This is a genomic window from Nitrospirota bacterium (genome assembly GCA_016214855.1).
GTDB lineage: Bacteria > Nitrospirota > Thermodesulfovibrionia > Thermodesulfovibrionales > UBA6898 > UBA6898.
The window spans coordinates 97,687-118,089 of sequence record JACRMT010000004.1 but is presented as its reverse complement, the minus strand read 5'-3'; the positions used below and the strand labels follow the sequence as shown (position 1 = coordinate 118,089).

23 protein-coding genes are annotated in these 20,403 nt (G+C 51.3%); 8 read left to right on the top strand and 15 right to left on the bottom strand.

Annotation, left to right across the window (positions count from 1 at the left end):
* Nucleotides 1–4: 4 nt before the first annotated feature.
* Both HZB62_02565 and HZB62_02560 read right to left on the bottom strand, forming a co-directional pair.
* Nucleotides 5–652 (bottom strand): LysE family transporter, encoded by a 648-nt coding sequence (locus tag HZB62_02565; GenBank protein ID MBI5074043.1) that lies wholly within the window; start codon nt 650–652, stop codon nt 5–7.
* 73 nt (nt 653–725) lie between these two features.
* Complete coding sequence (locus HZB62_02560; GenBank protein ID MBI5074042.1) at nt 726–1,631, bottom strand: nitroreductase family protein; 906 nt, start codon at nt 1,629–1,631, stop codon at nt 726–728.
* Nucleotides 1,632–1,901: 270 nt separating this feature from the next.
* Between HZB62_02560 and HZB62_02555 the strand changes: the two genes are divergently transcribed.
* Complete coding sequence (locus HZB62_02555; protein MBI5074041.1) at nt 1,902–2,339, top strand: CBS domain-containing protein; 438 nt, start codon at nt 1,902–1,904, stop codon at nt 2,337–2,339.
* A gap of 62 nt (nt 2,340–2,401) precedes the next feature.
* Here the strand turns inward: HZB62_02555 and HZB62_02550 are convergent, their stop codons facing one another.
* From HZB62_02550 to HZB62_02520, 7 genes are all read right to left on the bottom strand, one after another.
* Nucleotides 2,402–3,394 (bottom strand): inorganic phosphate transporter, encoded by a 993-nt coding sequence (locus HZB62_02550; protein ID MBI5074040.1) that lies wholly within the window; start codon nt 3,392–3,394, stop codon nt 2,402–2,404.
* A gap of 73 nt (nt 3,395–3,467) precedes the next feature.
* Entirely contained in the window at nt 3,468–4,085 is a 618-nt protein-coding gene (locus tag HZB62_02545) for a DUF47 domain-containing protein (protein ID MBI5074039.1), read from the bottom strand.
* Between the two features lie 84 nt (nt 4,086–4,169).
* Nucleotides 4,170–5,903 (bottom strand): PAS domain S-box protein, encoded by a 1,734-nt coding sequence (locus HZB62_02540; protein MBI5074038.1) that lies wholly within the window; start codon nt 5,901–5,903, stop codon nt 4,170–4,172.
* Entirely contained in the window at nt 5,900–6,598 is a 699-nt protein-coding gene (locus HZB62_02535; protein MBI5074037.1) for a response regulator, read from the bottom strand. Before HZB62_02535 ends, HZB62_02540 begins: the two co-directional genes overlap by 4 nt.
* 132 nt (nt 6,599–6,730) lie before the next feature.
* Complete coding sequence (locus HZB62_02530) at nt 6,731–7,801, bottom strand: 3-methyl-2-oxobutanoate dehydrogenase subunit VorB (GenBank protein ID MBI5074036.1); 1,071 nt, start codon at nt 7,799–7,801, stop codon at nt 6,731–6,733.
* A gap of 111 nt (nt 7,802–7,912) precedes the next feature.
* The gene (locus tag HZB62_02525) at nt 7,913–9,079 is read right to left on the bottom strand and encodes a class I SAM-dependent rRNA methyltransferase (protein MBI5074035.1); all 1,167 of its coding nucleotides are present in this window, start codon (nt 9,077–9,079) and stop codon (nt 7,913–7,915) included.
* A 5-nt stretch (nt 9,080–9,084) separates the two neighbouring features.
* A complete protein-coding gene (locus HZB62_02520) occupies nt 9,085–9,624 on the bottom strand; it encodes a DUF4337 domain-containing protein (GenBank protein ID MBI5074034.1) in 540 nt (179 codons plus the stop codon).
* 177 nt (nt 9,625–9,801) lie between these two features.
* Here HZB62_02520 and HZB62_02515 point away from each other — a divergent pair, with 177 nt between their 5' ends.
* Entirely contained in the window at nt 9,802–10,662 is an 861-nt protein-coding gene (locus tag HZB62_02515; protein MBI5074033.1) for a cytochrome c3 family protein, read from the top strand.
* An 18-nt stretch (nt 10,663–10,680) separates the two neighbouring features.
* Nucleotides 10,681–11,139 (top strand): hypothetical protein, encoded by a 459-nt coding sequence (locus HZB62_02510; GenBank protein ID MBI5074032.1) that lies wholly within the window; start codon nt 10,681–10,683, stop codon nt 11,137–11,139.
* Nucleotides 11,140–11,189: 50 nt separating this feature from the next.
* On the opposite strand, the gene HZB62_02505 is transcribed toward HZB62_02510, so the two are convergent.
* From HZB62_02505 to HZB62_02485, 5 genes are all read right to left on the bottom strand, one after another.
* Complete coding sequence (locus HZB62_02505; GenBank protein MBI5074031.1) at nt 11,190–11,705, bottom strand: TlpA family protein disulfide reductase; 516 nt, start codon at nt 11,703–11,705, stop codon at nt 11,190–11,192.
* A gap of 2 nt (nt 11,706–11,707) precedes the next feature.
* Complete coding sequence (locus HZB62_02500; protein ID MBI5074030.1) at nt 11,708–11,878, bottom strand: hypothetical protein; 171 nt, start codon at nt 11,876–11,878, stop codon at nt 11,708–11,710.
* 48 nt (nt 11,879–11,926) lie between these two features.
* The gene (locus HZB62_02495) at nt 11,927–12,073 is read right to left on the bottom strand and encodes a hypothetical protein (GenBank protein ID MBI5074029.1); all 147 of its coding nucleotides are present in this window, start codon (nt 12,071–12,073) and stop codon (nt 11,927–11,929) included.
* Between the two features lie 136 nt (nt 12,074–12,209).
* Nucleotides 12,210–12,488, bottom strand: coding sequence for a rhodanese-like domain-containing protein (locus tag HZB62_02490; protein ID MBI5074028.1), 279 nt, complete (start codon nt 12,486–12,488; stop codon nt 12,210–12,212).
* An 84-nt stretch (nt 12,489–12,572) separates the two neighbouring features.
* Nucleotides 12,573–13,631, bottom strand: coding sequence for an amidohydrolase family protein (locus HZB62_02485; protein MBI5074027.1), 1,059 nt, complete (start codon nt 13,629–13,631; stop codon nt 12,573–12,575).
* A gap of 396 nt (nt 13,632–14,027) precedes the next feature.
* Between HZB62_02485 and HZB62_02480 the strand changes: the two genes are divergently transcribed.
* The 5 genes from HZB62_02480 (at nt 14,028) to HZB62_02460 (ending at nt 19,878) form a co-directional block, all read left to right on the top strand.
* On the top strand, nt 14,028–15,434 hold the full coding sequence (locus HZB62_02480; GenBank protein ID MBI5074026.1) for a tetrathionate reductase family octaheme c-type cytochrome: 1,407 nt from the start codon (nt 14,028–14,030) through the stop codon (nt 15,432–15,434).
* A gap of 58 nt (nt 15,435–15,492) precedes the next feature.
* Nucleotides 15,493–15,810, top strand: coding sequence for a hypothetical protein (locus HZB62_02475; protein MBI5074025.1), 318 nt, complete (start codon nt 15,493–15,495; stop codon nt 15,808–15,810).
* A 62-nt stretch (nt 15,811–15,872) separates the two neighbouring features.
* Nucleotides 15,873–17,501 carry a DUF3373 family protein gene (locus tag HZB62_02470; GenBank protein MBI5074024.1) on the top strand — a complete coding sequence of 543 codons (1,629 nt, stop codon included), beginning with the start codon at nt 15,873–15,875 and terminating at the stop codon, nt 17,499–17,501.
* 171 nt (nt 17,502–17,672) lie between these two features.
* Complete coding sequence (gene htpG / locus HZB62_02465; GenBank protein ID MBI5074023.1) at nt 17,673–19,574, top strand: molecular chaperone HtpG; 1,902 nt, start codon at nt 17,673–17,675, stop codon at nt 19,572–19,574.
* Between the two features lie 103 nt (nt 19,575–19,677).
* Nucleotides 19,678–19,878, top strand: coding sequence for a cold-shock protein (locus HZB62_02460; GenBank protein MBI5074022.1), 201 nt, complete (start codon nt 19,678–19,680; stop codon nt 19,876–19,878).
* An 83-nt stretch (nt 19,879–19,961) separates the two neighbouring features.
* On the opposite strand, the gene HZB62_02455 is transcribed toward HZB62_02460, so the two are convergent.
* Nucleotides 19,962–20,204, bottom strand: coding sequence for a phosphohydrolase (locus tag HZB62_02455; GenBank protein ID MBI5074021.1), 243 nt, complete (start codon nt 20,202–20,204; stop codon nt 19,962–19,964).
* Nucleotides 20,205–20,403 lie beyond the last annotated feature (199 nt).

Below are 20,403 nucleotides of genomic sequence, written 5' to 3'. Positions count from 1 at the left end.
GGACCTAGATATGCAGCAGTGAATGGAGAGAGGTATAGAGGAAATAGAACGCGGTAAGGATAAGCAGAAGGCCGAAGAAGATATTGATCCTCCTGAGTGTCCTGCCTGAGATGAACTTCTTGGCCCAGTAGATGAACAGGGAGAGTCCGATCAGATACGCAGCAAGGCCAAGGCTGCCTACTGCAAGGAATGACAGCGCGATCACGGTATTGAGCTCCCTGATCAGGCCGATATCCTGAAAAACACGTGCACCAGAAAGCCACCAAAGCGCCATCACCGGGTTTGTGGCCGAAAGCGTCAACCCTGACAGAAGTGCCCACCGCTTTCTCTTCAGATGTGCAGGATGCGGGACGTTCTCCTGCTCCCTTGTTCCATGCAGCAGACTGAGTATGCCGAGCAGTCCCAGGATCAGTCCGCCGATCAGCCAGAATAACGCCATGACCTTCTCATTCTTCAGAAAAGGCGCGATCCCGAAAAAAGCGATAAAACCGTAGACCAGATCAACAAGAAAAGCCCCGAGCACAACCATAAAAGAGGCCTTCAGGTTGCCGTTTATCGACCGCCGCAAGACCTCGATCTGGACAGGTCCGGCAGGCACTGCTGCCAGGCATCCCAGAAAGAACGCTGATATAAGAAAAAGAGTGTAGTGCATGATAAAAACTATGGTTATTATAACCTAACTGTTCAGGTGGAAATCTCCATGCGGAATTACAAAAAGGGGCCTGTCAGCCTTCGAAATAGCGTTGAATGGGCTTCTTGCGGCCAGTTGTGCGCTGATACACTTCGTCGGAGTATCCGAGGGCGATAACTGCATGGATCGCTTCTTCAGCCGGCATATTGAGGGACTGCTGGATCGAGGGATCTTTCCTCATTGCTGCTACGGCAAATCCGATAAGACAGGAACTGAGGCCCATGCTGTGTGCAGCAAGCAGGATATTTTGCGCAGCGAGCAGGGCGTCCTCAGCAGGACAGCTTGCCCCGGGTCTGGAGCCGATAACTATAGCCGCTGTGCTTCCGTGAAAGAGATGTTCCCTGCCGGCATCATGCCATTGTTCAAGCGCCCTCTTCACCTTCTGATAATAGCCATGGAAATAGGCGTCAAGCTCTCCTTTGCCTATCAGCTTCAGGAAGAGACGAAGCAGGGTCTTTTCTGCAGTACTGTTCAATTTCCCGAAGTAGGATGCGACATGACCTGCAAGGGAAATCACCGCTCTCCTTGTCGGCAGAATGGTAAAGGTCCAGGCCTGACTGTTGGTTCCGGACGGTGCAGTGATGCCGATCTTTACGAGGTCTTCAAGAATGTCCCGGTCTACGGACTTGTCATTAAAGCTTCGGCAGGACCTCCGGGAGGCCATAAGCTGCACCAGGCCGGACGTGCTGTATGTTCCGGGAGGAAGCCAGTCTTTCTTTGCATTAAAGGTTGTATAGTCCGACATCGCTTCATCGATAGCAGGGACACGGATTGCAGCCTGCGGACAGACTGCCTCGCAATGGCCGCAGGAGATCGAATCCCCTTCCGTGACAGCAGCCTTTCCGTCCACGAGCGAGAGGGTGCCTGTGGGGCATACGCTGATGCATAAACCGCAGCCGGTGCAAAGATCGCTGTCTATTTCTATTCGGTTTTCCGCCATTATGGACCTCACTTTATTGATAGGTATCTGCCGTGGTTATGATAGCACTCCCGAGAGTCAATTATAGCATTCTTCTCTCTGATACTGTGCCTCGTAACAGGCTCTGACCTTCGCGCCTTCGTCGCTGTACCTGTTGAAATAATAATACGATTTTTTTGCTTCCTTTTTTGAACCGGTCATTTATAATAAGTATCGAAACTTATAATTAACGAAGGAGAAATGATGAGCCCACAGAGCAAAAGCCATTTACGGTCAACCGTAGGATTAGATATGCTGGTAAAGGATGTGATGACCACCAACGTCATTACCGTGCAGAAGTTCGAGAGTGTCCTTGCCGTAGCCGACATCCTCGCCTCACGCAATATCAGCGGGATCCCGGTTGTGGACAAACAGGGAAAGGTGGTCGGCATTATAACGCAGGCTGATATTCTGTCTGTGGTAGGAATCCGAAAAGACCGGACATTCAAGGACCTTCTGAAACATATGCTGGGCGAGCCTCTTCCGGAGCGGAAGATGGGAGATATTGTGGGAGATGTTATGACATCCCCTGCGCTGACCACAACACCCGATACGAATATCGCGGAAATCGTACAAATCATGGACGAGAAGAAGATTCGCAGGCTCCTGGTGGTGGATGAGCAGAATATGCTGGTAGGGATCATTTCAAGGGCCGACATACTCAAGGCAGTTCTCAGACATTTGAAGTGACCTGCAGATACCGGCTTTTCTGAAGATCAGAAACAGGGCCGGTAATTCCTTACGGCCTGCAGTTATCGGGAAAAGAGATTGACAGCCAGGCAGGAGACAGCGGCAACCGCTGCCGAACAGGGGATCGTTATTATCCATGCCCAGACAATGGTTCCTGCCACACCCCAGCGAACCGCACTGAGCCTCTTAATTGAACCTACCCCCATAATTGATCCGGTGATGGTATGCGTGGTGCTTATCGGGACACCCAAAGCAGAAGAGACGAAGAGTACAGTTGCAGCCCCTGTTTCCGCACAGAACCCGTCAACAGGCGTCAATTTTGCCACTTTCTGACCCATGGTCTTGACGATACGCCAGCCGCCCATCATCGTACCAAGCGCAATAGCGCTATGACAGGTGATCACAACCCAGAATGGAACATAAAACTTCTCCCCAAGAAGACCGGCGCTGAAAAGCAGGCTTGCAATAATACCCATAGTCTTCTGCGCATCATTGCCGCCGTGGCCAAGACTATACATTGCAGCCGAGACCAGTTGGCCCTTCCTGAAGAAACCGTCAACCAGCGTTCTGGGGCTGCTTCTGAAAATTCGGTAAATAAGGAGGCCGAAGCCGAGGCCCAGCAAAAGCCCGACAGTCGGCGATATAACAATGAAGACGACGGTTTTGATAATACCCTTCCAGACAAGAGCTGACGTGCCTGCCTTCACCAGTGCAGCGCCGATCATACCGCCGATCAATGCGTGAGATGAGCTGGTCGGAAGACCGAAATACCAGGTGATAAGGTTCCAGCTGCAGGCTCCCATCAGAGCCCCGAATATGACTGTTTTGTCCACAATCGCGATGTCGATGATGCCTTTGCCGATCGTATTGGCAACATGCAGCCCGAAAAAGAGGAATGCTATGAAATTGAAGAAGGCCGCCCAGAGCACAGCTGCCCTTGGCGAAAGAACGCGGGTCGAAACCACGGTTGCAATGGAATTGGCAGAATCGTGAAACCCGTTCAGAAAGTCGAATGCAAGGGCGAGCAGAATAAGCAGGATTACGGTTAATTCCATGCCTCAATCCTGCAGACTGCAAAGAAGATGCAGCAGTGGCGGCCAATAAGCAGAAATCAATGAATGAAGCGCATCATGCATACTTCAGAACAATAGCTTCAAGGACATTCGCCACGTCCTCGCACTTATCCGATGCATCTTCAAGATGCTCATAGATCTCTTTCCACTTGATAATGAGAATCGGGTCTTTTACTTCTTCGAAGAGCCTGCCGAGCGCATCGCGGAACATGCGGTCGATCTTATTCTCGAGCCGGTTGATCTCGATACAGTAGTCCTGGACATGGCCGTACTGCTTTTCTTTGAGCTTGTGTATCGCCTTATGGATAACTTCGGTTGTTGTCTGGAGTTCCTTTGACATGTCTATTGCTTCGTACGTGGCCTCGGTGATCTTGAAAACGACCATCCTGTCGACAGCACCCCAAATCAGGTCGAGAATGTCATCAAGACTTGCGGCAAGTTCATGGAGGTCTTCCCGGTCGATCGGTGTAATGAACGTTGTATTGAGCTTCTTCATGATTTCGTGAGTAAGCACATCGCCTTCCTGCTCCACCTCATAGATCTCCTTGGCCCGCTCTTCAAGCCGCTCAAAGTTTTCCATAAGTGCAACAAGCATGACACTGGCCTTCGTAATATTGAGGGCGTCCCTGTCAAGGATCTCGAAAAAATCTGTTTCTTTAGGAAAAAGTCCCATACAATTTTGTACCTCCGGGTAGTGATTAATAATATAGAAAGAGCACCGGGCTGTCAATGGAATGAAACGGGTCTTCGGCAGGTATCATGACACAAAAATGATCACTTTGGTCCCCTTTCCCTGGACACTCTCAACCCGCATGGACCAGCCATGGGCCTTTACCAGGTGCTTGACAATAGCAAGGCCGAGACCGGTGCCGCCCATGGTACGCGAGCGGCCGGGATCAACCCTGAAAAAACGTTCGCCCAGCCTCGATACGAATTTCGCAGGAACTCCTATGCCCGTGTCCTCAACAAAGAGATACAGCCGGCCATCTTCCCTGTCAGCGCCAAGAGTGATACCGCCTTTTTCCGTGAACTTTATTGCATTGTCGACCAGGTTGGTCAGGATCTGGATCAGGCGGTCCCTGTCGGCTGAGACCTGAAGCAGTTCAGGGCTCCCGACAACCTCAAGGAAGAGCCCCTTTGCCAAGGCCCTGTCCCTGAATATCTCCGCCACGCTCTCGAATACATCTCCGATATCGATCAGGGACTTCTCAACGCTGATCACACCCAGTTCGATCCTGGAAATCGTCATGAGATCGTCAACAAGACTGTTGATGCGTTCGCTGTTTGACCTGATGGTCTGAATAAACCTCAGGGCATTCTCCCGATCATCCATTGCTCCATCAAGGAGCGTGTCGGAAAATCCTTTGATCGCCGTGATCGGCGTCTTCAGTTCATGGGATACATTGGCCACAAAGTCCTTCCTTACCTGTTCGAGCTTCTCCATCTGCGTTATATCGTGAAAGATCGCAACAAAACCGGAAAGTTCATGTTCATGATAGAAAAGCGGCGACACCCGGACGCTCAGATACTTTTCAGCAGGATGGTCTATCCTGAACGCGGTCATGCCGGGCGAAAGACTCCTGCGCACTTCATCCATGATGTCCGCAAATTCATGGTTTCTCACAACCTCCGCGAACAACAGCCCTCTCATCGGCATATCGCCGAAGAATTCACGCGCAGAAGCGCTCGAAAGCGTTATGATCCCTTTGGCATCGATGATCAGAAGGGCATCGGGCACACTCCTGAAAATAACCTTAAGACGGTTCTTCTCCTCTTCGCTCTCTGCTATTGTCCCCTGCAGCCTGATCGACATGGACGTAAGATTGTCTGCGATCTCATTGAACTCACCGGCGTTCTTCAGGAAAAGCCGCTTGTCGATTTCACCCCTCGAGAGCGACTTCGAAAAATCCGTGATCTGCGTGAGCATCCGGCGCAAGTGGTCAGTCTGCCAGATCGAGAAGATCCAGGTTGCCAGCAGGACAGCCACGACCGTAAGGATGATCTTCATCCTGAGAAGGTTCACCGCCTTGTCCACATCCCTGAGCGGCACTGCCAGCCGTATGAAACCTTCCCCCTGTCCCTGCGAAACCTTTCTGGCGAGATACAGAAAGTCGTAGTTAATGGTGTCACTGTGCCTGATAGCCATGCCGGTCCCGAATAAAAGCGCCTGCTCGATCTCTGTTCGGTGAAGGTGATTGTCCATGAGAGATGAGTCCGTATCCGAATCTCCTGCGACACGGCCGTCCAGATTGATGATCGTGACCCTCGCATTGATATCCTTCTTCAGCCCTTTGCAAAGACTGTCGAGATTGGTCTGGCTGAATGAGACACTCCTGGCAATAAGATTTATCTGGGAGGCGAGATTGGTTCTGAGGATCTCCCGGTAATTGTCCCTGACCGCCGAGGTTATGAAGATCTCGACAAAGGCAACAGCCAGAACGATCACCACGGCATAGAGGATAAAGATGCGTCTGAAGAGACCTCTGTTCACAGGTCAGCGTCCATGTAGTATCCTATTCCCCTTCTCGTCTTTATATAGCGGGGATCAGAAGGATCATCCTCAATCTGCGTGCGAAGACGCCTGATATGCACATCCACGGTCCGGGGTTCCACGAACGCCTCGTCCTTCCATGCTGCATCAAGAAGCTGGTCCCTGCTGAAGATCCTGCCTTTTCTTTCCGCAAGGTAGAGCAGGAGCCTGAATTCTGTAGAGCTGAGTGCGATCGGCAGATCCTTTTTTGTGACCGAATAGGTCTCCCTGTTGATCACCAGTTCACCTGCGCGGATCGTTCTGTCTTCAGCAGCCCTTTCGCCTGCCCTGCGCAAAACAGCCCTGACGCGGGCTACGAGCTCCCTTGGACTGAACGGCTTGGTCATGTAGTCGTCAGCGCCAGTTTCGAGGCCGACGATCCGGTCGATCTCATCTCCTTTTGCCGTGAGCATGATCACCGGGATATGCCGGGAAGCAGGATTATTTCTCAGAACACGGCAGAGCTCCATGCCCTGGACACCCGGCAGCATCAGGTCAAGGATCAGAAAATCGAAATCAGCTTTTTTGATCAGGCCAACGGCTTCATTGCCGTCCAAAGCAGAGGCGACCTCAAACCCTTCTTTCTTCAGGTTATAGGAGAGCAGCTCAACAATGTCGGGTTCGTCATCTACAATAAGGATCTTCTTCGCTCCCATAGCTCTATCTTACCCGCCGTCTGCCTGTCATGCAAGCGTTGCAATACCCTGCGAAAATAAGGCGTATATCGATAAAACAGCGGGCAAACCACTCAGGTGACAGGAGGTTGAACCGAATTACTGCAGAGAACGTTATCGTTTCGGCTTTCCGTATGCTGCCTTTATCTTCTGATACAGCTCCTCTGGATTAAAGACCGCGCCGCCGGGCCGGCCGTAGAAAAGCACTTCTGATCTTCCGTTCACCGCAAGCCTCACATCATCAACCATCTGGCCTGCATTCATCTCGGTAACGATAAAACGCCTTCCCTTTTCGGAAAGCGCTGCAAGCTGTTCTTCAGGGAACGGAAACAGGGTTATTGGTCTAAACAGGCCGATCTTCTTTCCTTCACGCCGAAGCTCCTTGACAGCGGAAAGCGCTATTCGTGCAGCAATGCCAAAGGCAACGACAACGAGCCTGGCGTCCTTTGTATCATACGCATCGAACATGACCTCTTTCCGCTTCATACGGTCGTACTTTTTCTGGAGGCTGATGTTCCTCTGCTCAAGCTCTCCCTGTCCCATGTAGAGCGTACGGATAACGCGGGGCTTCCTTCCCTTTGCGCCGTCAAGCACCCAGTTCTTTTTCGGCAGTTTCGGATTCTTATAGGCAGTCGGACGAAACGGCTCCATCATCTGGCCGACAACGCCGTCGCCGAGGATTATAACAGGGGTACGATACTCATCAGCCTTATCAAAAGCACGCAGGGTGAGGTCCCACATCTCCTGCAGGCTGAACGGCGAATAGACCAGACACCGGTAGTCGCCATGACCGCCGCCCTTCACCGCCTGAAAATAGTCAGCCTGGCTCGCAGCAATATTGCCGAGGCCCGGCCCGCCCCTCTGGATGTTGACGATAACAGCCGGAAGCTCAGCGCCTGCAAGGAACGAGATCGCCTCCTGCTTAAGACTCATACCCGGGCTGCTCGACGAGGTCATGGCCCGTGCCCCGGCCGCTGAAGCGCCGTATACCATGTTAACGGCAGCGATCTCCGACTCGGCCTGGATAAAGGTTCCGCCGACCTCCGGCATTCTCCTGGACAGGTATTCAGGGATCTCGTTCTGGGGCGTTATAGGATAGCCGGCATAGAACCTGCAACCCGCCCTCAGCGCAGCCTCGGCCAACGCCTCATTCCCTTTCATCAGGAGCATACTTTTCTTCATCATCCACCCTTATTATTGCCAAATATCCTGGATTATACCATACGCCAATACGCCCATGAACGCATTCCCCTTTTCAAAAAACGATCTGCCGGGGGGGGCTGCCGAGACCGGCGATCAATCAACGACAAGAAAGGCGCATTTGAGATATTCGGTCTCGGGCATGGAAAGCAGCACGGGATGATCAGGGGCCTGAGAACGGAACTCGATCAGCCGCAGGCTGCGGCGGGCATTTTTTGCCGCAGCATTCAGCGTATCAACGAAGAGCTCTCTGCTCATATGATAGGAGCAGGAGGATGAGGCGAGTATCCCGCCGCGCTTAAGGAGCCTCATGCATAGCTCATTGATCTCACGATAGGCCTTTGCTGCTTCCTTCAGCTTGCCTGCACTCTTTACAAAGGCAGGGGGATCAAGGACGATAAAATCGTATCTTCCCTCCCCGTTTCGGAGCTCCTTATCAAGAAAGGCAAAGACATCCTCAACCGCATAATCGATCCTGCTGCCCAGGTCATTCAGGTCAGCGTTTCGTCTGGCCTGAGCAATAGCCCTGTCGGACGAATCCACGCAGGTGATCTCTGCTCCGGCCGATGCAAGGTGCATTGACCACGCGCCGATATAGGAGAAGAGGTCCAATCCCTTTCCGTGCTGTATGTATCGCTTAAGAGAGACCCTGTTCTCTCTCTGGTCAAGGAAAAACCCGGTCTTCTGGCCCTCATAGGGATCGATCTCGAAAAAAAGTCCGTCTTCCCTGATCATCGGCAGACTCTCAAGGCTGCCTTTCACGATCTCTTTGTACTGCGGCAATCCCTCAAGGGTTCTCACCCTGCTCTCGTTCCTCAGGACAATGATCTCCGGCCTGAGGATCTCGTCGAACAGTTCGATCACCATATCCTTCATGGCGTCCATACCAAAAGTAAGGAACTGAAGGACAACACATGCGCCGTACGTGTCTGCAATGAGACCCGGAAGGTAATCCCCTTCGCTGTATATGACCCTGAAAGCCTCCCTGTCGCCGATAAGTCTTTTTCTCAGGGTGATCGCAGCATTGATCCGCTGAGCTATAAATTCACGGTCAATGCTGTGCCGTTCACGGGTAAGAAGCCGAACCGCTATGAGGCTGTTAGGATTAATATACCCGATACCGATGAACTCATCGTGCATGTCATAGACTTCGACAAGGGAACCCGGTTCATAGTTTTTCAGACCCTCATGCAGTTCGTTGGAAAATACCCAAAGATGTCCGCCATGCAACCGTTTCGTTCTTTTAAGATGGACCTTCTGCATGCAGTTTATTTTATGAAGAGGAGGAAACCGTTGGCAAAATAGAACAGTCCCACAACACCGGCGCCGAGACTCACCAGCCAGAGAGGTTTCTTCTTCAGCAGCGCCGAAACAGAAGACAGCAGGATCGCTATCTGAAGAAAGATGACTGCAACGCCAAATGCCTGCTGGTGCTTCTGTGCCCTGTCCCTCTTCTGCTCATAGGACTTGGCGTCAGCCTGTATCTTCTCCTTCTCTCCTTCATATTTTTTTATCTTCTCTTCGTATGCAGCGATCTTTTTCGCAAACTCATCCTTCATCAGCCGGGACACTCTTGAACCCTGAGACTTCAGCTCCAGATCCAGTTCCTCCTTCTGGAGCTCATACAGATAGCCTTTAATGCTCTTTGACTGGTAATAGGCCCACTGGTCCGACGCCATGGTCTGGCTTAGCACAGCCTTTGTGGAATGGCCGCCTCCCTTGAATGTCGAGAGCGTGGCGCAGACCGCAAATATCACGGTAGTGAGCGCAAGATAATTAAGCCAGCGTTCTTTCTTTTCTTCTGTCATGGATACCCCCAAGCGTGTTCATGTGCCAAGGCCTTCAATTATATAGCGGTCATTTTGGTTAAGGCAATTGTATTGTGAACTAGTTCTCATAAGGAGTTCATCTCAATTTCATTTTCAACGGCAAGAATACGACCGCATCACACCATGGAACTAAATCCTTACCCGTGGAGGCAGCGAATGAGAGCAGCAGCTGATGGATGGACACGGCACATTGTTTTTTGTCTGATCTTTCTGACGCTCCTTCTTTTGTCTGTTGTCGTTTACAGTGAAGCAGCTCAACAGGCCATTGACCAGTATCATACGGATTGCGTCATGTGCCACCGGACATCGACGCCTGCCTATGACGAGGCATCCGCAGTTGCGCCGGATCTGGACATGTCCTCCGTCTGCATGGATTGCCACCACTATAGCGAAACCCATCACCCGGTAAACTTTACTCCTGACAGGGACATAGACAGCAGATTTCCCCTATTGGACGGCGAGATGCAATGCCTTACCTGTCATGAGGCGCACGGGACGAACAGGCTCTCCAATCCCGGGCTGCTCCGCGGCGCACCTTATGCAGACCGAAGGGAGATATGTTCGCGATGCCATACCTTAGATCTGGACCTGAGCTTTAATCCTCATGTCATGACAGAACCTGACGGGACCATTCGGGTGGTAAACAACGGACCGATCTGCCTCGTCTGTCACGCTGCCGTTCCTGACCAGCGGGCCACCCGTATACAGGTCATATTCAGGGCTGATGTAGCATTCATCTGCTGGAGGTGTCACCCTCCAATGCCTGCCAGCTTCTTTAATGCACATTTTCAGATAAAGCCACGCCGTCAGACACTGGCATTCATGAAGCAGCATGCCAAAGAACAGGGCGTGCTGCTGCCGCTTCTGAACAGGGGCAGGATCACCTGCTCAACCTGTCATAATCCCCATCAGGCAGGCATCATCGTGAAAAGCGCAGCGGCTGTAGGTGCTGACTCATACAAGAAACTGCGGCTCACCAAAGGGCGTATCTGCACAGGCTGCCATCAAAACAAATAACGATACAGGGAGAAGAGCATGAAACAAAAACCTGCAATGATCCTCCTCTGGCTGATGCTGCTGGCGTCACTATCGGTTATTCCGGCCTTTTCAGCCGTACCCGAAGGATGGAAAGCGCTTAGGGACGATCTGCATATCAATGAAAAGACCCTCACCCGCCTCGACAACAGTGCGGTCAGCGCCTGGATCTATCTGTTTCCGCAAAAAGGTTCCGACGTTTTTCTTGCAGCGGGGCAGCAGTTGAAGGCTATGAAGAAAAACAGCAGCGATCTCGAATATATCGGTTACCTCTCCGAGATAGACTGCAGGAAAACCCATTACAGGAACACAACAACGATCTATTTCAGAGACGACAGCAATATCATCGCTTCACGTCACCGGTCAAACGCAGACTGGAAGCAAATTGAAGACAACAGCATATTTCATGATCTGTATCTATCGGTCTGTGGAAAAGAAAAGAGAGAAACTGCGCTCTGAAACGGAAAAGGGCCATGGCTCCCTGAACTGAACGCGGCCGGGCAAAACAGTTAAGGGGCAGTTCTTTCATTCAGTAAGGAAACTAGCATGTCCCTGATCTTTTTTTCCTGAAAATCCTGAGAACCGACGAGGATCTCCCGTATAACGCCCTTTCTGTCCAGAACGATCGTTGTCGGAAGACCGATCACCGCATATTTTCTGATAAAGACCTCGCCCCTCGCATCAACGAGTATCGGAAAGGCAATACGGGCTTTCTTTGCCGCAGCGCGCGCATCTTCAGTGATTCTGTCAACGGTCACGCCGAGCACCGCAAGCCCCCTGTCGCTGAACTGCGTATGTACCGTGTTCAGCGACGGCATCTCGGTAATGCATTCTCCGCACCAGCTTGCCCAGAAGTTGATCAAGACAACCTTGCCGGTATAATCGGAAAGTGTGTGCTTCATGCCCTGAAGATCGGAAAGCGCAAATGCAGGAGCTGCTTCTCCCCGGGTGACGGAAAAGGCCCTGACAGGGAAACACAAAACCGGGCAGATGAGAAGAAGGAGGACAGAGCAGAACCTCGGCATTGTTATCTCGGGCCTTTCCTCGTCTTCTCGACAGCATGCCTGATCTCGTCAGGCTCATAGCCCCTGATGACGATCCCCTCTATATCGATGACCGGAACCATGGTCGAGCCGCCGGTCAGCTTCTTCATTTCCTTTTTCTTTGTTTCATCTTTTTCAATATCGTATTCAACCAGCTGTACACCAAGTCTCTTAAGGTCCTCACGGGCCTTTCTGCAGTAGGGTCACCAGCTTGTCATGTACATGACGACCCGGACATCCGCTGCCTGCCGTTCGGCAAGGACAACAGACCCGGACGCGCTTCTCTCCCCTGCATAAGCAGACGCGCAGAACAGAAGTAATACTGAGAACAGGATAACAATACGCCGCATGGTCGTCTCCCTTTTCTTCTTATTTAGTTACAGTCTTATACCCTTTTGCAGTCCACTCGGGATAACCGGCCTGAAAGATCTGTATGTCTGTGTATCCCGCCTTTTCGGCTGCGACCGCAGCCTGCTTTGAAAGACCTCAGCCAACGCCCCTGCAATAGAAAACAACAGGCCTGTTCTTGGCCTTCGGGAGAAGATCTCCGATGTTATTCACCTTTTCAGGCGGGATATTCACTGCCTTTGGCAGGTGACCCTGCCTGAATTCTTCCTCTGTGCGGGTGTCCACAACAGTGATCTGTTTTCCGCTGTCGATCATCTTTTTCAGCTCGTCCGCTGTTACTGTTTTGAAGGTCTCGGCAGCTGCAGCCGAAGAGACAAGCATCAGCAGTCCCAACAAAAATAGTGATATGGTCCTCATGTCCGTTATCCTCCCTTATCGTTTCACTCTAACGTAATTATTATAGTAGCAAATACATATACTATTTTGCGTCAGAAATACGGATCAGTATACCACCTGCCCGGCCATCACGACCCGGGTTACCGACAGACCATCAAGGACCAGAAAATCCGCTGAGGCATTCACCTGCAGAGCAGTCATGGAAGCAGCCCGAATGAGATTTGGATACGGGATGCCAGCCTTCTCAAGGAGGCCAAGCTCCGCCAGATACGAACTGCCGTAGGGTAAAAAACTGGGGCCGGCATCGCTTCCCGGCAGGATCCTCACGCCAAGTTCATAGGCCTTGCTGACTGCAGACAGATGCCCGTTGACCGACCTCTCTATGTTCTGCCTTGCGGTATCGGACCTGGCAATGGCATGCAGGCCATGAAATGCATGCACGGTAGGTATGAATGCTACGTTGTTGGCAGCCATGGCTGACAGCGTTGCATCGCTTACGCGCAGGCCATGGATAACAGCGGTTACGCCTGCGTCAACCGCCTCCTTAACCTCCTTGTCACCATTCACATGACAATAGACATCAAGGCCTCTCTTCCTTGCATGGTCCACAATGCGCCCCAGCTCTGCCGTACCAAAGCCGCCAGCCGTGATCAGGTCTGACTCAGGCTCGTAAATACCGGAATGAATGATCTTTATATAATCAACTGACAGGGACTGAAGCTCGTCGATCCTTCTTAAAGCGTCCTCCGCATCTTCAACACCCTGCCCGATGGCAGTGCCGTACCCTCCCTTCCTGAATAGCGCATAGCCGGCTGCCCTTATCTGCAGTCTGCCCTTCAGTGCATCTCTGACCGTCAGCCCTCGGCCGGCCTTATCACCTCCTTCAAATACTCTCCCTATGCCATGGCAGAGAATCCGGCGTCCTGCGTCATCGGCCTTTAACGCGGAATTTCCGGGAAAATGAAGGTGATGATCGCAAAAAAGCGGTGCTATTACGAGCTGCCCGAGATCAACGATCTCCTGCTCCGGATCGTTCGGGCTCTGGCTGGAAAGGGACCGGATTATGCCATGTTCAATGCCAAGGAACTGCGGCAGCACAAGATCATTTTCAGCACTTCCTATGATCTGTGCCCGATACGTCATTTTCTTTTTTTCATTATGCATTGCGCAACATTTTACCATACACCTCCCCGCAGGACTCACATCAGATAGAAGACCAGCCGGTTTTCGGTGAGCAGAGGCGGACAGCCTATCATCAAATTAGAATAATCATATGTTCTTATGTATTTAGTTAAGAATCTTATTGACTTTGCACCTATGCTATGGCAAAGTACTCTTGATGAAAGCGGATTCACAAGGAGAATGCGTATCTGTTGCAGCAGATGATCATATTCCGGTTATTGTTTCTTCATTCCATCACTTCCCTTTCCCAGAGCGCTGCAGAACAGACAACCATTCATTTCTTATTAACAAATCGCTTGTAGAATGCCCGTCGGGCAGGAGGTCTGCATGAATGTCACTGTTCTCAGAATCGCGTCTGCAGCTGTCACGTCGTTATGCATGGTTATCGGCATCTCGCATGCTGCGGACCACGCGCAGTATCTGAAAGGTCCCTTCAAATCAGGCGAAGATGTTACAAAGACCTGCCTCCAGTGTCATGACAAGCAGGCAGAGGATTTCATGAAGACACCTCACTGGAAATGGAAAGGGCTGCCCAGGACGATCAAGGGCATGGAGAACAGCAAGGAAGAATACGGCAAGCTGAACATGATCAACAACTTCTGCATCTCGATCCAGGGAGGTGAGAAGTGCGCAAACGAGGAGTTCTGTGCCAAGTGTCACCCAAGCTATGGCTGGGTGGACAATACCTTCACCTTCACGGACAAGACCAAGATAGATTGCCTGATATGCCACGCAAAGGAAGGGAATTACCGTAAGGGTCTTGCCGGAGAGCCGGACCGCAAGCTCATGGAACAGGGCAAGATGAATCTCACAAAGGCTGCCCAGAGCGTCGCATCACCCAATCGCGATAACTGCGGCGTCTGCCACTTCTATGGCGGAGGGGGCGATGCGGTCAAGCACGGCGACCTTGATTCGACCATGGCAAAACCGACGCGCGACCATGACGTTCATATGGGAGGCGTTACTGACATGTCCTGCCAGGGCTGTCACACGGTCAAGGACCACAGGATCGCAGGCGCATCAACCTTCCTTGCGACTAATGACGGCAGAGTGAGCTGCGAGGACTGCCATAGGGACCCGCATAAGGACTCGGCATCCAGGAAAGTTCTCGGACAGCATATGCAGTCGGTTGCATGCCAGACCTGTCATGTACCGGCGTTCGCCAGGGGTCAGGCCACAAAGATGCGATGGGACTGGTCCACGCTCGGCAAAGATATTGAGCCCGAGGAGCAGTTCGGCAAGGAAACCTATGCAAAACACAAAGGTAACTTTGTATGGGAAATGAACGTTATCCCGACCTATGCCTGGTATGACGGAAAGATCGAGCGGTACATGAAGGGCGACAAGATTAAGGACCCCTCAAAGACCGTCTATATCTCAAAGCCGACAGGAAGCATAAAGGACCGCGGCGCAAAGATCTATCCCTTTAAGGTGCATACCGGCAGACAGCCCATGGACAGCGCATTCCAATACCTTCTCATTCCTCAGACCTATAAAGGCGTCTGGGAGCATTTTGACTGGGAAAAAGGGCTCATTGACGGGGCCAAAGGCTCTGGACTTCCCTATAGTGGCAGACATCAATTCGTCGAAACAGCCTTCTATGGCAGCATTAACCATGAGGTTGCTCCAAAGGATCAGTCGCTAAAATGCAAGGACTGTCACATGGAAGGCAAACGACTCGATTGGAAAGCCCTTGGCTATGCAGGCGATCCCATGAGAGTCGGCACAAGAACACTGAGCGAACAGCCTGGCAGGTCCGAGAAAAGGACAGCAGCAAAAAAATAACGATAATTCAGGGGGGTGCCCTGTTGACACCCTCTCCCGTCAGGGAAAAGGAGAACAGATGAAAGCGAAAAGGATGATCATGGTGGCGGTAATGGCAGCATTCTGCATTGCTCTGCTCGCAGGGTTTTCTCTTGCAGAGGAAAAATTGAGTATTAAGGGCAAGATCAAAGACTATGACCTTGAGGCCAAAACGCTCGTCATCAGGACTGATGACGGCAAGGAGATGACCTTTGTCATTAAGAATGAGAAGGCGCTGATAAAGCTGGACGACCGGCTCTTCAAGGACGACGAGGTTAAGATCAGATACTCTGTCAGGGACGGCAAGAACGTCATTGACGGAGCGAACGACTTGAAAGGCACAAAGCCCGGCTGTTAGGCAACAGACCGGGCACCGTCCCGCATGGCGGGATCGGGCAATATCCCATATGGAGGTGTAGTATGCGGTTATTTTTGGCAGCAATGATAGCTCTGTCTATCATATTTCCTCTTCCTGCTCTTGCCGTTGACCAGGCAGATCTCGTCAAGAAGATCGAGGATCTGACCAGGGAACTGGACAAGGTGAAGCAGCAGATGCAGGAGATCCAGAAAAAGGACGAAGTAAAAGAACAGAGGATCACGAAAGTCGAGAAGAAGGCAGACGATGCAAAGAAACCTTCCTGGCTTGAGATCGGCGGCGATTACCGCTTCAGGCTCGATTCATTGAGGGGCGACGTGCACGATTATATGCAGTATGATCCGACGACCCAGTATGGACCCCTGCCCTCTCCCATCCCAGGTGTCAACATGTACACCTATACAAGGCCGACCAGCAGCTACGATCCGAAGAACGACACTCTTATGACAAACCGTCTCGGGCTGAATCTCAGGGCACGGGCAACCGAGGATATTACGGTCAAGGCCAGACTGCTTATGTACAAGACATTTGGCGGAAGTGACTCAAGCGCTGTATCTGACCAGTTCTTCTCCCCCGAGAAGTCGGGTGTATTTGACGGCAACGTAAGTCACATCCCTCAGGACAGCGTGCTGCGGGTTGACCAGGCCTTTGCTACCTGGAGCAACATCGCCAACCAGCCGGTCTGGTTCTCTGTAGGCAGAAGACCTTCCACCGGCGGCGTCCCTTCCAATCTGCGCCAGAACAGGGAATATAGCGGAAACTCCGGAGTTCCGGCTCTCCTTGTCGACTATGCCTTTGACGGTATGACCCTCGGCGTTGCTCCGGACATTGATATCCTTCCTGGCGCCTATGCCAAGCTCTGCTACGGCAGGGGCTTTGACAGCGGCATGAGACCATTGAACAACGGACTGAAGGATACGGACCTGATCGGCCTGAACATTGTTCCATACGACACGGAAAATCTCCGCGTTGAGCTGCAGTGGAACAGAGCCTTTAACATGATGAGCAACCCGCCGATACCAGCCTGGGGAGATGTGCAGGCAAACGTCGGAGATATCGATCAGCTGGGCAGTCTCGTGATGGGCAAGATCAACAATGTCGGACCCGGCGACCTGAACCTTTTCGCATCGGCAGCCATGAGCAGGTCCCATCCGAGCGGCAGGACGTATTCTCTTCCTTTCGGCTTTATGGATATGAACGGCAACGGCAGCTTCGATACCGGCGATATGCAGTTTACCGGCGACTATGGCCTTCTTAACGATGGAACGTCGAGAGAAAACCATACCGGTTCAGCGGTCTATCTCGGCGCTCGGTACGATGTCAAGGCCACCGGCACGAAGATCGGGCTGGAATACAACCACGGCTCCAAATACTGGATAGCCTTTGCCCCGGCAGCAGATGATATGTGGGCAAGCAAACTCGGCACAAGGGGCGATGTGTATGAGGCCTACCTGATCCAGGAGATCAGGAGCAAGCCGATCTCAAAACTGGGCAAGGCCTTTGTGAGACTGGGATTTCAGCACTATAACTTCAACTATACCGGCAGCAACGGATGGCTTGGAGAACCGAAAAAGATCAGCGACCTGAATACCTTTAATCCGATGGATGCTCAAATGTATCCGCCTCTCAGAAAAGCGAATAATATCTATCTTACCTTTGACGTAGAATTCTAAAATATGGGGAGGGGCCGGAAGGCCCCTCCTCTTTCACCCGCAGTAAACAGGACTTTTTTCACCTTTCCGATCGTCTTTATCCTTGACATGATAAATTACTTTGTAATATAAATAAGTTAGCACTCGTCACCGGCGAGTGCTAATAAATATCACAGAAAGAGGTTAGAAAAGATGACAGCCGAAAAATTCGAATTCAAGACCGAGGTCAACCAGCTCCTCGATCTTATGATCCACTCGTTGTACTCCCATAAGGAAATAAGCATCAGGGAACTCCTCTCAAATGCTTCAGATGCCATTGACAAGGCGCGATACGAGTCCCTTACCGATCCTGATATCCTCGAACAGAAAGGCGAGTGGAAGATCAGGATATCTGCTGACAAGGATGCCGCAACATTAACGATCAGCGACAACGGCATAGGAATGACCAGAGACGAGGCGATCAGGGCACTGGGGACCATAGCCCACTCAGGTACCAGGGAATTCCTTACGACACTGAAAGAAAAGGCGGTAAAGGACAGTCCTGACCTTATCGGACAGTTCGGCGTCGGCTTCTACTCCTCGTACATGATAAGCGACCGGGTCACGCTGCTTTCACGCAGGGCAGGATCAAAGGACAAGACCGGGATCAGGTGGGAATCAACAGCTGACGGCACGTTCACCATCGAGGATTATACAAAAGAGACACCGGGCACAGATGTCATCCTGCATATCAAACAGGAGGAAAGAGCATATCTGGACGAATGGCAGATCAGGGATGTTGTGCGGAAGTACTCTGATTACATCGAATACCCGATCATGCTTGAGATCGAACGGGAAGAAGAGTCAGCGCTCGACAAGACCTTAAAGGTTAAAATAAAGAAAGATGAGCAGATCAATACCGGGAAGGCCATCTGGCTCAGGGATAAAGCAGAGATCACTGACAGCGAACACAGTGAATTCTACAAACACCTGTCCCACGACTTCTCCGATCCTCTCAAGGTCATCCACTACAAGGCCGAAGGCACGTCAGAGTTCACCTGCCTTCTCTATCTGCCGTCCCATGCCCCGCTCGACATCTTTTACAAGGAGTTTAAGATGGGCCCTGCCCTTTATGTCAGGAAGGTGCAGATCATGGACCATTGCGAGGAGCTTATTCCGGCCTATCTCAGGTTCGTAAAAGGCGTAGTTGATTCCTCAGACCTGCCGCTTAACGTGTCGCGCGAGATACTCCAGAACAACCGGCAGATCACGGTAATAAAGAACAATATCACGAAAAAAGTATTGGATACCCTTGCTGAAATGAAGCAGGAACACTATGACACCTTCCTTCAGTTCTACCGCGAGTTCGGCAGGATCCTCAAGGAAGGCCTGCACCTCGATTTTGCAAGGAAAGAGACTATCGCCGACCTTCTCCTGTTCAGTTCTACGAAGGCCGAAGGAGACAAGCTCAGGACGCTTGATGACTATGTATCCGGCATGCAGGACGGACAGAACGAGATCTACTTCATAACCAGCCCTTCCCTGCAGGAGATGAAGGCATCTCCGTACCTCGAGGTCTTTGCGGAAAAGGGTTATGAGGTGCTCTTCATGGCAGATGACATCGATGACTTCATCTTCAGCGGCTTCGAATACAAGGGCAAGAAGTTCAAATCCGTACTTAAGGGCGACATAAGCCTTGACAGGACAGCCGACCATGAAGAGGAAAAGAAACAGTTGGGCAAGCTCATGGATTATATCAAGTCACAAATAAAGGATGACGTGAAAGATGTGCGCCTCTCCGGCCGCCTCAAGGACTCTCCCTGCTGTCTCGTCGGTGACGAAGGCGACCTTGATCCGCGCATGGAAAAAATGCTGAAGGCCATGGGGCAGGAGGTTCCTGAACACAAGCAGGTTCTCGAGATCAATCCCGCTCATCCGATCTTTGCCGCCATGAACCGCATATTCGAAAAGGACAGCAGCGCACCGGTCCTTGCACAGTATACTGCGCTTCTCCTTGACCAGGCACTTCTGCTTTCCGGGCAGAAACCAAAGGACCCTGCTCTTTTCGCAAAGAATATCTCCCGTCTCATGGTTGACGGAGCAGATCACTATTAGGGTAAATTGCGCTTGATTTCTCTAATTTTTCTGTGCAATACTTTATAACAGGTTTCGGATTTTTTTTCGGGGCCCAAAAATTATTTCAGGAGGAAAGAGCAGCATGCAGAAAGGAAAAGTTAAGTGGTTCAACGAGTCCAAGGGTTTCGGGTTCATCACAGGCGAGAATGGCGTGGATGTTTTTGTGCATTTTTCGGAGATCCAGTCCAACGGCTTTAAAACCCTTGCAGAGGGACAGGAAGTAAATTTTGAGGTGGCTGACGGTCCGAAGGGCCCCAAAGCAGTCAATGTGACAGCAGCCTAACGTTCGTCTCTATAAACGAAAACGAAAGCCCCTTCATTACCTGAAGGGGCTTTCGTTTTTTATCCATACAGCGTACGCAGTTATTACTTGATCATTGCCTTCATCAGCCTCTCGTATTTCTCCGCCCCAACGCATTCCTTTGCCGCCGGACACCAGGCAATGCAGGAGGGCTTCATATCGCGGGCTATCTGCTTGCCGCAATTCTTGCAGTGCATCTCGGACTCGTCGCTCCAGATCTCATTCCTGGCATCACACCAGAAACAGATGATCTCTTCAGGAGAGGGGCTCCGTATCTCTGCGCTTCCTGGGCATCCTTCCTTGAACATGTTTCTATTTTACCAGACCGGAGAAAAAAGACTATGAGATAAATCATAAAGACAATAATATGCCGTAAGAAAAGCACTTAAGAAGGACGAGGTATTCAATTATAAAATCCCCCCTATCCTCCCTTTGCCAAAGGGAGGTATCATGCCCCTCTTTGCCAAAGAGGGGTGTGGGGAGATTTGTTGCGAATGATATATAACC

Coding starts and splice junctions, on each gene's coding strand:
- HZB62_02490 (MBI5074028.1), bottom strand. CDS start 12,488: ATGAGGACCATATCACTATTTTTGTTGGGACTGCTGATGCTTGTCTCT.
- HZB62_02460 (MBI5074022.1), top strand. CDS start 19,678: ATGCAGAAAGGAAAAGTTAAGTGGTTCAACGAGTCCAAGGGTTTCGGG.
- HZB62_02495 (MBI5074029.1), bottom strand. CDS start 12,073: ATGCGGCGTATTGTTATCCTGTTCTCAGTATTACTTCTGTTCTGCGCG.
- HZB62_02565 (MBI5074043.1), bottom strand. CDS start 652: ATGCACTACACTCTTTTTCTTATATCAGCGTTCTTTCTGGGATGCCTG.
- HZB62_02505 (MBI5074031.1), bottom strand. CDS start 11,705: ATGCCGAGGTTCTGCTCTGTCCTCCTTCTTCTCATCTGCCCGGTTTTG.
- HZB62_02475 (MBI5074025.1), top strand. CDS start 15,493: ATGAAAGCGAAAAGGATGATCATGGTGGCGGTAATGGCAGCATTCTGC.
- HZB62_02515 (MBI5074033.1), top strand. CDS start 9,802: ATGAGAGCAGCAGCTGATGGATGGACACGGCACATTGTTTTTTGTCTG.
- htpG (MBI5074023.1), top strand. CDS start 17,673: ATGACAGCCGAAAAATTCGAATTCAAGACCGAGGTCAACCAGCTCCTC.
- HZB62_02530 (MBI5074036.1), bottom strand. CDS start 7,801: ATGATGAAGAAAAGTATGCTCCTGATGAAAGGGAATGAGGCGTTGGCC.
- HZB62_02560 (MBI5074042.1), bottom strand. CDS start 1,631: ATGGCGGAAAACCGAATAGAAATAGACAGCGATCTTTGCACCGGCTGC.
- HZB62_02510 (MBI5074032.1), top strand. CDS start 10,681: ATGAAACAAAAACCTGCAATGATCCTCCTCTGGCTGATGCTGCTGGCG.
- HZB62_02555 (MBI5074041.1), top strand. CDS start 1,902: ATGCTGGTAAAGGATGTGATGACCACCAACGTCATTACCGTGCAGAAG.
- HZB62_02485 (MBI5074027.1), bottom strand. CDS start 13,631: ATGCATAATGAAAAAAAGAAAATGACGTATCGGGCACAGATCATAGGA.
- HZB62_02470 (MBI5074024.1), top strand. CDS start 15,873: ATGCGGTTATTTTTGGCAGCAATGATAGCTCTGTCTATCATATTTCCT.
- HZB62_02545 (MBI5074039.1), bottom strand. CDS start 4,085: ATGGGACTTTTTCCTAAAGAAACAGATTTTTTCGAGATCCTTGACAGG.
- HZB62_02525 (MBI5074035.1), bottom strand. CDS start 9,079: ATGCAGAAGGTCCATCTTAAAAGAACGAAACGGTTGCATGGCGGACAT.
- HZB62_02535 (MBI5074037.1), bottom strand. CDS start 6,598: ATGGGAGCGAAGAAGATCCTTATTGTAGATGACGAACCCGACATTGTT.
- HZB62_02480 (MBI5074026.1), top strand. CDS start 14,028: ATGGTTATCGGCATCTCGCATGCTGCGGACCACGCGCAGTATCTGAAA.
- HZB62_02520 (MBI5074034.1), bottom strand. CDS start 9,624: ATGACAGAAGAAAAGAAAGAACGCTGGCTTAATTATCTTGCGCTCACT.
- HZB62_02550 (MBI5074040.1), bottom strand. CDS start 3,394: ATGGAATTAACCGTAATCCTGCTTATTCTGCTCGCCCTTGCATTCGAC.
- HZB62_02455 (MBI5074021.1), bottom strand. CDS start 20,204: ATGTTCAAGGAAGGATGCCCAGGAAGCGCAGAGATACGGAGCCCCTCT.